Genomic DNA, 13,472 nt, shown 5'->3' with positions numbered 1-13,472 from the left:
AGGGAGGCGAATTTTGCTGAACATGCAACCTGCGTTCTGCGTATGATGACGTTAACATCTACCAGCCATGAAACTCCGTCTCGTCCTTCCCGCGCTGTTTGCCCTCAGCCTCCACGCCCAGGATGCCAAGCCTGCGGCGACATCCAAAGTGGAAGCCAAGCCCGCTCCAGCAGCCCCGGCTAAGGTGGAAGTGAAACCGGCTGCTGCACCTGCCACTCCTCCGGCAAAACCGGAAACGAAGCCTGCCACAGCGCCCGCCAAACCTGCCACAGCAACGCCAGCACCCGCCGTTGCAAAACCGGCCACACCTCCAGCCAAGCCTGCGACTCCAGCCCCAAAGCCTGCCCCCCCCGCTCCCGCAGTTGCCGCCAAGCCACCGCCGCCGAAGCCGGTCGCGGTTTTTCCTGACAAAGCGCTCGAAGCGGCGGTGCGGAAGCATGTGTTCGCGAAGCGTGACAACCAGGAGGTGCTGACGGCAGAGGACGTGGCGACGGTTTCGATCATCGAGGGCAAGAAGGCGGGCATCAAGGACCTCGCCGGTCTCGAAAAATGCACCGTGCTGGCGTCGCTGACGCTGCCGGAAAACCAGATCACGAACCTGGCACCGATCAAAGGGCTGGAGCGTTTGCAGTTCCTCGATGTGTCGAACAATCAGATCAGCGACATCGCGCCACTGGCGGCGTGCAAGGCGCTGCAATACATCGAACTCACCGGGAACAAAGTGACGGATGTCTCCGCGCTCGGCGGCATCCCTGCGCTCACGTCGCTCTATCTGGCGGGCAACCAGATCAAGGACGCGACGCCGCTGTTCAAGCTGCCGAAGGTGTGGACGCTGTATCTCGAAGGCAACCAGGTCACGAACCTCGCGGGCATCGGCGGCATGAAGTGGCTTTCCATGCTGTCGCTCAAAGGTAACGGTGTGACGGACATCGCGCCGCTGGAGCCGCTGACGGAACTGCAGTTTTTGTTTTTGGAGAACAACAAGATCACCGATCTCACGCCGCTGCACCGCATGTGGAAGAAGGACAACGATAGTGCGCGTGAATGGGCGCCGTACTGCCAGATCTTCATCGACGGCAATGCCATCGATGATGCCTCGAAGAAGCTCGTGGACGAGATGAAGAAGGCCGGGGCACGCATCACGCCCTAAAAGTGGGCCAGCAAAATTCTTGCCGCTGAGGCCAGGCACGGCTTAGCATGGGGTATGAATTCTTTTCTCCGCCTCCTTGCCCTCGGTTTGCTGTTCTCCAGCGCACAAGCCGCCAATCCACCACGTGAATGGACCTCCAGCGATGGGAAATCGAAATTTCTAGGCGATCTCATCGAATTTTCCGACAAGGAGGTCAAAATTCGCCGCAGGAGTGACTTCAATCAGTACCGTCTGCCACTGGACCGACTCTCGAAGGAGGATCGAGACTACATTCGCGGCCTGCTGCGTGAGAAACGCCGTGATACAGGGCTGAAGGAGGGTGTTTATGCGGAGAAGGTGACAGGGCAGTTTGTGAAAGGCGTTTCGAAGCAGGGGCTGAACTACCAGCTTTGGGGCAATCCCAAGCTGGATGGCACGAAGCGTTATCCCATTGTGATCTGGCTGCATGGCTCAGGGCAGAGCGGCACCGACAATGAATCGCAGATTGGTGGGGCACCCAAAGTTTGGACGAGCGAGGACAATCAGGCTGAGAGGCCGTGTTTTTTGCTCGCACCGCAGTGTCCGTCCGCTGACATCGGCTGGAAGAACCAGGTGGCGGACAACCTGCTCGCGCACATCGCCGATCTCACGGAGCATCTGCCGATTGATGAGAGCCGCCTTTACCTCACCGGCTCGTCGATGGGCGGCTTTGGCACCTTCAGCATTGCCGCGAAGTATCCGCAGGTGTTTGCGGCCTGCGTGCCGCTGTGTGGTGGTGGTGATGTTAAAAGCGCGGAGATTTTGAAGCAGACGCCGTTCTGGGTCTTCCACGGCGACAAAGATGACATGGTGCCGGTCGAGCGTTCGCGGGCGATTGTGGCAGCGGTGAAGCAGGCGGGGGGCGAACTCATGAAGTACACGGAACTTGAAGGGGCCGGTCATGGCATCACGGGGCTGGTTTATCCACGAACGGATCTGCATGAGTGGCTGTTTCAGCAGAAGAAACCCAACCCGGCCGCCAAGTAATGCTGCACCATCATCATTCCGCCACCTGCCAGCATCATGATGCGGATGCGGCGCGTGAGCTTGCGGCCACAATGCTGGTGCGCGCGCGTGAGGCCGGTCTGCGACGCACCAAGGCGCTGGAGAACATCCTTTCGATTCTCGTACATTCCCATCAACCGCTATCGCTGGCGGACATTGCCGAATCGCCCGATCTTACAAGCGGAGCCGACAAAGCCACGGTTTATCGTGTGCTGGTGAAGCTGGAGGAATTGGGGTTCATCCGTCGCCTGGGCCTGCATGATCGCAGCGCGTATTACACCATTCTCCAAGCCGGGCATCATGACGATTACCTTATCTGCACGCAATGCGGCCGCATTCAGCGACTGGACATCGCGTGCCCGGTCGAGGCCTTGGAGAAGCAGATTGAGAAGCAGTCCGGCTTCCGCAAGCTCTACCATGAGCTGGAATTTTACGGGCTGTGTCCAGCCTGTGCGTAACCAGCGAACTTTCTCAGAAATACATGGGGTGGCAGGCCACGCGGACAAAAAAAATCCCCGCTCTGTCTTCAGAACGGGGATTTGGTTAAAGGATTTCGAGGCAAATTACGGCGATCTCACCGCAGGCGGTGTAGTGCCGCCGCCACCGCCGCCACTACCGCTCAAGGCACCGCCATCGCCTGCGGCACCTGATGAAGAACCACCACCAAGATTGCCGCCGCTAGTGCCACCGTCACCACCCGCAGGGGCACCACCGCCCGCAGGGGCGCCACCGCCCGCAGGGGCGCCACCGCCCGCAGGGGTATTTGCAACTGTGGTCTGGACGGCTGCGGTAATTGTTCCGGCATCTGAACCACTGTTAGTGGCCACTGTGTTGATTGCGGCAGTCGCTTGATCCGTGGAAACTCCCATCACAGCGGCAACAACGGCAGCGGCCGTGCCCGAGGTATCAGCGGACGCGCCTGCTGGAGGAGTCGGGTTGTTAACCACTGCTCCAGATGACCCAGTTGGCGCTACATTCAGAAGAAACCCGACCGGACTCGGGGCAGTCGAAATGGCACCAGTACCTGCTGCGATGTTGACCGTTGCCACCGTAGGCTGAGTATCTCCTGCGGGTGCCGTGTTCGGGTTATTACCCGTCACAATTTGGATGCTGTTTCCTGTGATATTTACGCCTGTAACCCCGGCACCGCTGTAAGTGACCGAATTTGTAGCACCATCCGGTCCGGTGGTGGAGATCGTCACGACTGCCTGAGCCTCGCTCGTTCCCGCTCCTACCGCAGGACCCGGGTCAACCGTCACGGTTACCGTCTGCCCATTAACTGTGGTCGTGGTTGTCGTAGGCCCTGTAACCGAACTGACATTTCCCGTCACGGTGGTGCCAGAAATAATGAAAGCCGGAGGGTTAAAATCTGGCTCCCAGCGCAGGGCCAAATACCTTGTCTTCACTGGGCTGGCAGGCTTGCCTTTGATATGTCCCGTACCGACATTGTCTTCCACGGCGACGACGGGTTGCTTGAGATTAAAATCCGAAGGATCGAAAGCTAGGCGTCCTCTCCAGTCTTCTTTTTCAGGCAATTTTTCAAAGGAGAACACCTCAAACCGCACCGGAGACGGTGAATGCACCGAGGAAAACTCGTTCAAGATACGGACTTGGCCAAAGTCATAAATGAGGGTGCGGTACTTCTCGTCTGACTCGGGGAACTCAAACTTGTTAAAGTTGGCGGCCGTATCAAGGCCATTGGTGGGTTTGGGCGCGGCATAAATCAAGCGAGCACCTCCAAGCCCGCCAACAAAGTTCATAGGCTTGCCCTTTTCACCTTTCGGATCTTGTTTAAGGGCATAGCCACGATCCGTCACGCCACCCATCACCTGCAAGGCACGAACAGAACCGCCTTTGGAGAGGAGAAACTCGAACTTCAAGAACTTGGCCTGAATGCCCGCAAACTTGAACTGAATGTCACGATCCGCCGCTGAAACCACTTTTTCCTGCAGCACCGCCCAGCCTTGTTTGTCAGCGCTGGCAGAAAGCGTTATTTTTCCTTCGATACCATCATTGGCCAAGGAAGAGGTGTTAATCATGACCGGTTTGGCAAAGCTGATGACGAAAAAGCTTTTCCCCGCAGCCAAGGCCGCGGTGGCGGCGACATCCGCACCGATAAGGTTGTCCACCTGGCCGACACCCGAGGAACTGTCAATGCTGGTCCCGGTGTTCGCGCCTTTCACGGCCATGTTGACCGGTTTTTCCTGCATCACAGGAATACGCCCCCACTTCGCGTGAAGGGAATCTGCTGTCAGCAGACTGACGAGGATGGCAATAGTGGAGGTGAGCTTCATAATCGTTGGAGGGAAATTGGGGGGCCTTGAATCCGGTGTTGGAAAGCCAGGAAAAATTGGCGTTCGTTTTTATTTGTTAAATCGGTAACATTTACACCACAAAGGCCCTGTGATGTAAACATATTTTCTGTGCCAAATACAATGAAATACAGTTTGATTTGTTATAATTACCATATAATTTAAATCAATGAAGTGTCCACGCTGCAACACCAGTGTTTCCCCACTACAGAACACCTGTCATGCGTGTGGGTTTTCTGCCGCGTTGCTGCATAACTACCTTGGAAATCAATGGGTTAGGCTAGAACGCATCACGGATGCTGCCCACTGCCTGCGGTTGGAAGACATGCGAAACGCCGAAGTCATTTTGGACGATTTTGAACGAATCTTTCCACAAGCGTTTTTTGCCGCCTACCTAGGTGTATTGCCCAATGGTCTGACGGTCGCGGAGCTGGGTTTCTGGCTGCTGAACCAAGGAGCGTTTAACACCCACTCTGTCAGTCGGCGCAATGACTATGGGATTGTGCTCGTCGCAGATCCTGCCGCCCAGACGGTCAGCATCACCTTGGGGTATGCCATTGAAAAATGGTTCAGCGACGGTGTTATCAGCCGCATCTTGCAAACTACCGGAAGTCATCTCAATAGGGGTGCCTTCGGTATGGCGATCGAAAATGCCTGCTCCCGCAGTGCCGAACAATTGCGCAAACATGCACACAGCATGGAATGGCAGCCAGATGCCACCACGCCCCCCGACATGGCTTTACAGCCACTGCGCGGGGGCCATAAATCGACATCACGGCCCCTTGCGGGATACTCCCATACGAGGCCATGACCACCGCAGCCTCCAGCCAAACAGCGGGTGCAAAACAGCACTGTAGCGCCTTCGGGTTCGTGCTCTTGACACTGCTCTGCGCAGGCGCATCCGCCGAGGTGTCTCAGCAGGCAGCAGAGAAAATTGATGAACGGGGATTACCGCTGCCGCGCTGGAGCGAGCAAGAACTCAGGGCGTTCCGCGAAAGCCGCCCTGCACCGAGCGGCCCTGGCGTGTTGCTTCCTGAAAATGGCGAACCGATCACCGACATCAACGAGCTGCTCCGCACGCCGGTTTCTAGCGGCCCGCGGCTGGATCATCTTTTCAACGAGCCGGGCGGAGAAATCTCCCCCCGCCTGCGACCCGAGGACATGCGGCTGTTTCTACCCGAATCTATTCTCGGTCTGCCAACGCAAAACGAGACAAACAGCGCACGCCTGCCCACCCCGCTTTCGGCGCTGCAGGATGTGACCGCTGAATTCCTAGCCGCAAGCACACAAACTCTGCCGAAGGAATACCTCATCGACCCTGATCTGCTCGTGCCGGAAATGCAGAATCATGACATGATGCGCTTTCTTGAGTTCCACGCCCGCGATGCACGCATCAAACTGCACGTTTTGATCATCGCTCATGACCGCAAGCTCCCAGAGCGGGCCGAACTGGAAAAAATCGCTGGGGGAAGTCTGCAACAAACAGATGCCTGCCTGCTGGTTTACCCACTGGGTGAACCTTGGCGGGCACGTTTGTTTGTCAGCAAGTCCGTGCATGACCAGACCTCCGCCGCATTTCTCGCTGAAACGATCCAAGCATGCCTGCGCGAAGCCCTGCAGGCCAGCGATGTCCACGATCAACTGCATCGCTACGCCGTGCAGCTTTCGACACGCCTGTTCTGGCTGCAACGCGCACTTAGCTCAAACCCCGCGACTGAGACGGACAAAGATCAACTTCTCGCCGAAGTCACACCTGCTGTGACAGCAGACACTCAAAGTACCGCCAGCGTCGTTACCATCATGATTTGGAGTTCTGCGGGCCTGCTGATGCTCGGGGTCACTGGAATCACAGGCCGCCAAATCTCCCGGTATCGTCGGCTCAGGCGGCAAAATCGTGTCTGGATCCTCCCAGAACCTGAAACCGTTCCGCGGTTGGGAGGTGCTTTTACCGGCGGAGGAGGGGGCATGACCCGTTATGCATGAAATTAAGCGGCGCATTGCCCTATTGAGCCTAGACTTTTAGAACTTCGATTTGTCAAAACCAATCCTTGAATGATAATTGCTTTGATTGACCATAATAATTTGATGGGATGAACCCAGATATGCTCCAGTTCCAATGCGGTTTCTGCCGCACCGTCCTGACAGTGCCTGCGCAAATGGCCGGTGTCTCAGGTCCATGTCCCCATTGTGGACAAGTGGTCACCTCACCCATGCCTGCATCTGCTGTGCCACCGGCTCCCCAGTGGCCTCAAGCGCCTGCGGCAGCTCCAGCCCCCGCCCCATCTGCCCCGGCTTGGTCACCGCCGCCGTCATCATCTCCACCCATGGGGGGAATGGCAGGTGCAAGCCTGTCAGCTCCAACGCCGAGCGCTGGATTACCGCCGAAGCGTGCTCCGGGACAGCCCCCTCTCACCGCTCCACTTGGCAGCGCCGCAGGCCAGATGCCTTGGTCCTCTACCCCGGCGGCACCCGCAGGAATGCCAGCATCAGGTTTTCTTCAGGCGCAGGCAGGCGGCGCAGGTGGCGGTCTGCCCAATCATTCGCGTCTTATTCCCGGCGCGCCCGCCTTACCGAACATGCTGCCCGCAGGCGGCTCCGCAGGTATGACCAGCATGCAGCTAGGAGCATCACTCCTCGGCAGAGAGGTGCCTCCTGCACCCGTTTCTCCAATGACCATGCCACTTCATTCAGGAGAAGTTCCCTCACTCAGCCTGGGTGGTGCGCTCGGACATGAAGTGCCCGCCGCGCCTGTTCCTACCGGCCGCAACATCGCCAGCCTGCGTGCGCCGCGCGGAACGAATTTCATCCGCCTTGCCTTCGCTGCCATATTCCTGCTGGGATTCCTCGGCCTCGTTGGTTTTCTGCTGAAAGATTATCTCCCGGGCATCTTCCCCACCCTTGCTCATCATGATGAAACGACGGAGCTCACCAAGGAAGATGCTCAAATTCCAACAACGACACCTGCTCCGCTCCTCTCACACCCGGCACCAGACGCATCCCCTCATTTATCCGACCGTGCCGGCACCAAAGGCATCCCTCTCGAACTTTCTCCACCATCGGTTGCAGAAACCAAAACCATGCCGGCGCCGGTGACTGTCGGGTTTGATCCCACCGAGGCGATTCCACCCAAGGTACAACCTGCCACGCCCGGGGAAACCGCCGCAACACCTACCATCACAAGCGCAGTGCCGGAGGATTCCAGCCCCAAGATGCCCCCTGCATCTGGCACAACACTTCTCGAAGTGCCCTCCACGCCTGCAATGAATGCGGCCTCCCCCGTTCCCACGGTTGCCACGCCCACCGGCCTGACGCAGATGCAGACCCTCGAAGAAGACGACGCTCCGCCCGAGGCCAAACCCGCTGTGACAGCGCTCAAAAAATTCCTCACCGCAGGCTCTCTCGCCGAACGCCTCCAGCACACCCTCGGTGCTGACCTCATGAAGCCGCTGATGGAACGCTACTACACGCGTTCGTCCGACGGCCCCGTCATCGTGGATCGCATTCAGTTCGTCCGCATGGATCCCAATCCCGAACTCGGTTCCGGCAAGCATTGCATCTTCAATCTTGAAAACAAAACCTGGGAGTTCCCGGTTCCAGTGATGCTGGAGGAGCAGCCTGACGGCTTTAAGGTGGACTGGCTCGCCTTTGTCGAATTCAAAGACCGCCTGCTGGAGAAGTTTTTCCAGACCTATCAGGAAGGGCCGGCACGCTTCCATGTCGGCATCATCCGCCATCACTATTTTGAGGATGGCGTGCCGAACTTGGATCGCAAAGACGCCTTCCGAGTCAGCCCGGCACCGCCTAACCCCTTCCAGGCGTCGGTCTTCCTCGAAAAAGAGACTGCGCTCGCCCAGGAACTGCGTGCCCGCCTGCCTTGGGAGACCCACGTCTGGGCCGTGGTCGAACTCGAATGGAAAAAACTCGGCTCTCAGCAATGGGTCGAACTCAGCGCGGTGCCGCAGATGCACTGGTATTCGCTGCCGATGGCACCCAGACCCATCTCCACACCGCAGAAAGCCCTCGAACGAGAAGAATTGCCTCCAGGAATCTCAAAAAACGGCGTCAGTGGCAAGTCCAGCAGCCAGTCTGTCAACACCCCTCCTCCAGGCATCAAAAAATCCAATCCCAACCTGCCTTCCACCATCAAGCGCCCGCTTCCAGCCGGGCGTTGATGCAAAAAACCGCAACGTGCAACACGTGAGCCTCAGCTCACCTCCAGCTTGCCCGTGCTGTCGCCCACTTTCTCAGCAGGCACGCCCAGACGGTCCAGCATCGAGAGATACAGGTTTGTCATCGGCGTTTCGCCCGGCAAAACCACACGTTTGCCCGGTGTGAGCGTGCCGCCGGCACGTCCGGCCAGCAGGATCGGCAAATTGTCGTGATTGTGCTGGTTGCCATCGCCGATGCCGCCGCCGAACACGATCATCGAGCTGTCCAGCAGCGTCGTGTCGCCTTCTTTGACTGCTTTCATCTTGTCGAGGAAGTAACCGAACTGGCGAAGGTAGAACTGGTCGATCTTCGCGATCTTTTCCAGCTTCTGCGGATCGCTTTGGTGATGGGAAAGATAGTGATGCGCGTCCGGCACTCCTAGTTCGGGGAAGCTGCGGTTGCTGCCATCATGCGCGAGCATGAAGGTCGCAAGACGCGTCGTGTCTGTCTGAAACGCCAGCACCATCAGGTCAAACATCGTGCGGATGTGCTCCTCATACGAATCGGGAATGCCTTCCGGGATTTTCACCTCCGGCATCTGCGCCGTGAACTTTTCCGCACGTTCGATGCGCTGCTCGATGTCGCGCACGGACGAAAAATACTCGTCCAACTTGCGGCGGTCGCTCGGGTTCACCTTGCCTTGCAGGCTTTTCGCCTCCTCCAGCACGGTGTCCAAAAGGCTCTTCTGCATGCGCTTCGCACGCGCAGCCTCCGCACCTTTGCCCGCAGTCGCCCCGAGGCCGAACATGCGCTCAAACACCAGCCGTGGATCCATCTCAGGAGCCATCGGCATCGTTTCGTTCTTCCAGGCCAGATTGAACTGATAAGCACAGGAGTAACCCGAATCGCACTTGCCCGAGCTGCGCTGACCGTCCGTGCTCAGCTCCAACGATGGCAGCCGTGTCAGATGACCAATCTTCTGCGCCGCAATCTGATCCACCGAGATGCCGAGGTGAATGTCCGCACCCGCCGTTTTCTTCGGCATGCAACCGGTGAGAAACGTCGCCGTCGCACGCGCATGATCGCCGCCGCCATTGCCATGACTGCGCGCGAAATCCTGCATCAGCCCCGAGACCACCATGAAATCATCGCGATGCTTCTCGATCTGCTTCAGCGACACCGACAACTCATAGCCGCCCCCCTCCCCTTTCGGCATCCATTGTTCGACGTTCACTCCGTTCGGAATGTACAACCACGCGGCGCGCATCGGTTTCGCGGCAGGTTTGGCCGCAGCAAAGGCACGCGTGCCGAAAGACTCCAGAAACGGCAGTGAAATCAACGAACCCAGCCCCCGCAAAACATGACGGCGGCTGAGGGAATGGGCGGCGAGGGCGGTTTCGCGAAATTCGTTCATACAAAGGGACTACGATGAGGCTGGAAAGAAACTATCGTGCCAGCCGACGGCAGCCATCACCTCGCAACGGCGAAAGTAGTTGAAATTCAGGGACGACAAGGCCCGATTAGAGTCTCCCCCGCAAAACCCATCCACAAAAACATGAAGCACACCCGCCGCCTCCTCGCCGCCCTCGCAACACTGACCCTTCCCGCCCTCGCACAGGATGCGACCGTCGCCACCATCGAACTCAAGCCCAGCGCGAATCCTTCGAGCCCGCTGGCCTATGAAAAGACCGAACTCTCCGTCAAAGCCGGCCAGAAGGTGAAGCTCACGCTCAACAACACCGGCGGCATCCTTCCACAGCCGCATAATTTCCTCCTGCTCAAGCCCGGCAAAATGGACGCCGTCGGCGCACTCGCCAACGCCATGCTCGCCGATCCCCAGGGCATGGCCAAGAGCTACATCCCCGAGGCCGCCAAGCCCGACATCCTCGCCAACACCAAACTCGTGCAGCCCAACGCCAGCGAAACCATCGAATTCACCGCCCCTGCCGAAGCCGGCGATTATCCCTACATCTGCACCTTCCCCGGCCACTGGATGCTGATGCGCGGTGTCATGCACATCACCAAATAATCCCCCTCACTCAACCCGCACCGATGAAACATCTCCTCACCACCACCCTCCTCGCACTCGGCCTTGCCGCCGCATTGCATGCTGCCGACACCACCCCGCTGGAAGTCGCCGGCCTGACCTTCAAATATCCCGCCACCTGGACCAAGGCCGCCACCGCCAGCATGATGCGCGTCGCGACCTTGGAGGCCAAGGTCGAAGGGGTAGAGAAACCCCTCGAAGTCGCCTTCTTCAGCTTCGGTGCTGCGGGTGGTGTGAAGGCCAACGTGGATCGCTGGCTCGGCCAGTTCGCCCCCGAGCCGAAGGCCGAGTCCAAGATCGAGGAAATCGACGCTGGTGGCACCAAGGTCACCCTTGTCACCGCCACCGGCACCTACAACGACGGCCCGCCCATGGGAGCCAAAACTCCCAAGGCAGACCACACCCTCCTCGGTGCCATCATCCCTGCCGGTGACAACAACGTCTTCATCAAGCTCACCGGCCCGAAAGACGCCGTCGCCAAGCTCGCGGCCGTGGTCAGGCAGCTCGCCACCAGCCCGTTCACGAAATAACTCACGTCGCGCCCTCCCGGCGCTTCACCAGAGGCAGGTGGACATCCACCTGCCTCTTTTTTTTGCCCACGGAATGCCGCACACGCCTCCTCACCAAAAAATCATCCCCAAACTTGGCACGCGCCATGCTTGGTTCTGCGTCGGAGTTAAAATCCACACACCTGACTTATGCTGAAACTCAACCACACTCGAACCTGGCACAGCATGGCAATTGCTGCGGCTGTCGCCCTCACCTCACTCGCATTCAACCCCGGCGACGCCCGAGGTCAGACTGCGGCTCCGGCACCCGCTGCCGCCCCTGCTCCGGCTGCCCCTGCGGCAGCTCCCGCCCCCGCCCCAGCCCCTGTTGCGGAGCCTGCTCCAGCACCCGCTGCTGCCGCACCCACTCTTGAGGATGTCACGAAGGATGTGGCTGACATCAAACAGTACTTCAACAACATGGCTCCTGCGGGATCGTTGACCGGTATCGCTGGTCCCGGTCACAACGCCTTCATGATGATCTGCGCTGCGCTGGTGCTCTTCATGACGCTCCCCGGCCTCGCCCTGTTCTACGGTGGCCTCGTTCGCTCCAAGAACGTCCTCTCCGTGCTCGCCCAATGCCTCGGCTGCGCAGGCCTGGTCACCATCCTGTGGTACTTCGTCGGTTACTCGCTCGTCTTTGGCGAACATCTCGCCCCTGAAGGTGCGCCGAAAGACTGGGCCGCTCCCTCCTGGGCTCCCTACCTCGGCAGCTTCAAGTACTTCTTCCTTGAAGGCGTCGGCGCTGCTCCGAACACCAACTACGCCGGCTGGCCGAGCCAGTCCGTCTTCGCCATGTATCAGCTCATGTTCGCCATCATCACCCCCGGCCTCATCGTGGGTGCCATCGCCGAGCGCATGAAGTTCTCCGCCATCATGCTCTTCATCACCCTCTGGATGTTCGTGGTTTACTTCCCTCTCGCCCACATGGTCTGGGGCTTCGACGGCCTCATGAACGGCGTCTGGAACACCGGTTCCACCGTTCCTGCCATCGACTTCGCTGGTGGCACCGTGGTTCACATGTCCTCCGGCTGGTCCGCCCTCGTCCTCTGCCTCCTGCTCGGCAAACGTGCCGGCTACGGCAAGGAAAAGATGGCCCCGCACAGCATGGTCCTCGTCATGATCGGCACCGGCATGCTCTGGGTCGGCTGGTACGGCTTCAACGCCGGTTCCGCCCTCGCCGCTGACGGCATCGCCGCCAACGCCTTCATGACCACCACGCTCGCCGCCGCCACCGCCAGCTTCGTCTGGGCCGTCGTTGAGAAGATTCACAAAGGCAAGCCCTCCGTCCTCGGCTTCTGCTCCGGCGCTGTCGCTGGTCTCGTCGTCATCACCCCCGCTGCCGGCTTCGTGAATGCCAAGGCGGCCATGATCATCGGCGTCCTCGCTGGTGTCATCCCCTACATCGGCGTCATGATCCTCAAGCCCATCTTCAAATATGACGACGCCCTCGACACCTTCGGCGTCCACGGCATCGGCGGCACCCTCGGAGCCATCGTCACCGGCATCTTCGCCAACAGCAGCATCAACGGCAACCTCACCACCGCGAACGTCTATGTGAACAAGGATCTCGCCAAGCTCATCGCCGACGCCGGCGGTCAGGGTGGCATTTTGATGAACCAGCTCAAAGCCTGCGGCATCACCATCGTCCTCTCGGTGGTCGCCACCGTCGTCATCACCCTCATCGTCAAGGTTCTCGTCGGCCTGCGCCCTTCACCGGAAGATGAAGCCACCGGCCTCGACCTCACCGATCACGGTGAAGCGGGTTACGAACATTAATCCACGCAGGGCACGTCCCTGCTAAACTCCAAAGCCGGGCTGGTTCACTCCAGCCCGGCTTTTTTGTGTCTTCTCAAAGGACCGGGGACATCCTCAGACATCTTTACCCCAGAGGAAACTCAGTGAGCCGGCTCTCCTCTGCGACCGTCCATCCTCTGCGGTTCAATACCAATATACCGCAGAGCACCTGAACTCAAGGCGGCTTGATTTTGGGACGGAGAGTAACTTCCAGCAGATTCAGGGAGGCCAGCAGATTGGCTTCTGAAAAATCTGCTGGCCTCCCTGAATCTGCTGGAGCTTTTCTGAGTTTCTGGTCGTCCGCAGAAGTTATTCGGGAGTAACCGAACTCCGCTGCGCTAAAGTGTGGAGGCGGGAGTAACTTTCCGTTGGTAAAAGATGGTGGGTAAAAGATCAGAAAACAATGGTTCCCCATCTTTTACCCCCAATCTTTTACCACCAAGTTA

Annotated in this window: 13 protein-coding genes; 9 read left to right on the top strand and 4 right to left on the bottom strand. The window is 58.8% G+C overall.

The window, feature by feature from the left end; genetic code table 11:
- Positions 1 to 67: 67 nt before the first annotated feature.
- From ACKVY0_RS14545 to ACKVY0_RS14535, 3 genes are read left to right on the top strand one after another with little or no spacing between them, the layout of a single operon-like run.
- Positions 68 to 1,150 carry a leucine-rich repeat domain-containing protein gene (locus tag ACKVY0_RS14545; RefSeq protein ID WP_409215556.1) on the top strand — a complete coding sequence of 361 codons (1,083 nt, stop codon included), beginning with the start codon at positions 68 to 70 and terminating at the stop codon, positions 1,148 to 1,150.
- 54 nt (positions 1,151 to 1,204) lie between these two features.
- On the top strand, positions 1,205 to 2,155 hold the full coding sequence (locus ACKVY0_RS14540; protein WP_409215555.1) for a prolyl oligopeptidase family serine peptidase: 951 nt from the start codon (positions 1,205 to 1,207) through the stop codon (positions 2,153 to 2,155).
- Positions 2,155 to 2,631: a Fur family transcriptional regulator gene (locus ACKVY0_RS14535; RefSeq protein ID WP_409215554.1), complete on the top strand. Its 477-nt coding sequence runs from the start codon at positions 2,155 to 2,157 to the stop codon at positions 2,629 to 2,631. Before ACKVY0_RS14540 ends, ACKVY0_RS14535 begins: the two co-directional genes overlap by 1 nt.
- A gap of 105 nt (positions 2,632 to 2,736) precedes the next feature.
- Here the strand turns inward: ACKVY0_RS14535 and ACKVY0_RS14530 are convergent, their stop codons facing one another.
- Positions 2,737 to 4,467 carry a hypothetical protein gene (locus tag ACKVY0_RS14530; RefSeq protein ID WP_409215553.1) on the bottom strand — a complete coding sequence of 577 codons (1,731 nt, stop codon included), beginning with the start codon at positions 4,465 to 4,467 and terminating at the stop codon, positions 2,737 to 2,739.
- Between the two features lie 262 nt (positions 4,468 to 4,729).
- Here ACKVY0_RS14530 and ACKVY0_RS14525 point away from each other — a divergent pair, with 262 nt between their 5' ends.
- Positions 4,730 to 5,296 carry a TPM domain-containing protein gene (locus tag ACKVY0_RS14525; protein ID WP_409215552.1) on the top strand — a complete coding sequence of 189 codons (567 nt, stop codon included), beginning with the start codon at positions 4,730 to 4,732 and terminating at the stop codon, positions 5,294 to 5,296.
- Complete coding sequence (locus ACKVY0_RS14520) at positions 5,293 to 6,468, top strand: hypothetical protein (protein ID WP_409215551.1); 1,176 nt, start codon at positions 5,293 to 5,295, stop codon at positions 6,466 to 6,468. The genes ACKVY0_RS14525 and ACKVY0_RS14520 overlap by 4 nt, the downstream gene beginning before the upstream one ends.
- A gap of 216 nt (positions 6,469 to 6,684) precedes the next feature.
- Here ACKVY0_RS14520 and ACKVY0_RS14515 read toward each other — a convergent pair whose 3' ends face one another.
- Together ACKVY0_RS14515 and ACKVY0_RS14510 are read right to left on the bottom strand one after the other, a co-directional pair.
- On the bottom strand, positions 6,685 to 6,831 hold the full coding sequence (locus ACKVY0_RS14515; RefSeq protein ID WP_409215550.1) for a hypothetical protein: 147 nt from the start codon (positions 6,829 to 6,831) through the stop codon (positions 6,685 to 6,687).
- A 356-nt stretch (positions 6,832 to 7,187) separates the two neighbouring features.
- Positions 7,188 to 7,430, bottom strand: coding sequence for a hypothetical protein (locus tag ACKVY0_RS14510; RefSeq protein WP_409215549.1), 243 nt, complete (start codon positions 7,428 to 7,430; stop codon positions 7,188 to 7,190).
- Between the two features lie 264 nt (positions 7,431 to 7,694).
- Between ACKVY0_RS14510 and ACKVY0_RS14505 the strand changes: the two genes are divergently transcribed.
- Positions 7,695 to 8,657 (top strand): hypothetical protein, encoded by a 963-nt coding sequence (locus ACKVY0_RS14505; protein ID WP_409215548.1) that lies wholly within the window; start codon positions 7,695 to 7,697, stop codon positions 8,655 to 8,657.
- 32 nt (positions 8,658 to 8,689) lie between these two features.
- Here ACKVY0_RS14505 and ACKVY0_RS14500 read toward each other — a convergent pair whose 3' ends face one another.
- The gene (locus ACKVY0_RS14500) at positions 8,690 to 10,048 is read right to left on the bottom strand and encodes a DUF1552 domain-containing protein (protein ID WP_409215547.1); all 1,359 of its coding nucleotides are present in this window, start codon (positions 10,046 to 10,048) and stop codon (positions 8,690 to 8,692) included.
- 141 nt (positions 10,049 to 10,189) lie between these two features.
- Here ACKVY0_RS14500 and ACKVY0_RS14495 point away from each other — a divergent pair, with 141 nt between their 5' ends.
- From ACKVY0_RS14495 to ACKVY0_RS14485, 3 genes are all read left to right on the top strand, one after another.
- Complete coding sequence (locus ACKVY0_RS14495; protein WP_409215546.1) at positions 10,190 to 10,663, top strand: plastocyanin/azurin family copper-binding protein; 474 nt, start codon at positions 10,190 to 10,192, stop codon at positions 10,661 to 10,663.
- 23 nt (positions 10,664 to 10,686) lie between these two features.
- Positions 10,687 to 11,211, top strand: coding sequence for a hypothetical protein (locus ACKVY0_RS14490; protein ID WP_409215545.1), 525 nt, complete (start codon positions 10,687 to 10,689; stop codon positions 11,209 to 11,211).
- 168 nt (positions 11,212 to 11,379) lie between these two features.
- Entirely contained in the window at positions 11,380 to 13,008 is a 1,629-nt protein-coding gene (locus tag ACKVY0_RS14485; RefSeq protein ID WP_409215544.1) for an ammonium transporter, read from the top strand.
- Positions 13,009 to 13,472: the final 464 nt, after the last annotated feature.

The organism is Prosthecobacter sp., from assembly GCF_046154365.1.
GTDB lineage: Bacteria > Verrucomicrobiota > Verrucomicrobiia > Verrucomicrobiales > Verrucomicrobiaceae > Prosthecobacter.
Note: the sequence above shows the minus strand (reverse complement) of the source record. Positions and strands in the feature narration are given on the sequence as shown.